Source organism: Neobacillus paridis (genome assembly GCF_016765675.1).
In the GTDB taxonomy this organism is placed as follows: domain Bacteria; phylum Bacillota; class Bacilli; order Bacillales; family Cytobacillaceae; genus Neobacillus; species Neobacillus paridis.
The window spans coordinates 1-560 of record NZ_JAESWB010000386.1; the positions used below are offsets into that span (position 1 = coordinate 1).

Annotated in this window: 1 pseudogene; it reads left to right on the forward strand. The window is 64.8% G+C overall.

The features are described from left to right. Nucleotides 1–560, forward strand: a pseudogene (locus JK635_RS29300) (hypothetical protein); the annotation flags it as partial.

Here is a 560-nt window from a genome sequence, read left to right on the forward strand (position 1 = left end):
CCACCATGGCGGCCGGCCCTGCGCCATCTCGGGCAGATGCTGCTGGCCATCATGCTGATGGTGGCCACCATTGGCGTGCTGGACCGCCTGCTGCGCATAGGCATGCTCACCGTGGTGACGCTGGTGGCAATTCCGTTTGCGCTGGCCTGGAGCATGGCCCTGGGCCGTGGCCGCGACTTCCTGCGCGCGGCAAGGCTGCAGATGGCATCGCGCCTGCCGCGCATGGCAGACCAGTTCGCCATCTTCCTGGCCGCGGGCTTCTTTGTCAGCGCCATGCATCTTTCCGGCGCCGATCATGCGGTCAACGAGGCTTTCCTCGCGCTGCACGATGCGCTGGGCACCCGGCTGTTCCTGATTTCCATGCCCTTCATGGCGCTTGCCGTTGCGATGCTGGGCGTGCATCCACTGGTGGCGATCGCGCTTCTGGGCGAATCGCTGAAGCCTGACGTGCTGGGCATCGATGTCAATCTGCTGGCGGTGACCTTGATCGGCAGTTCGGTGCTGACCTATATGCTGGGACCATTCAGCGGCACGCTGGGCCTGATGCAGTCGCTGACACG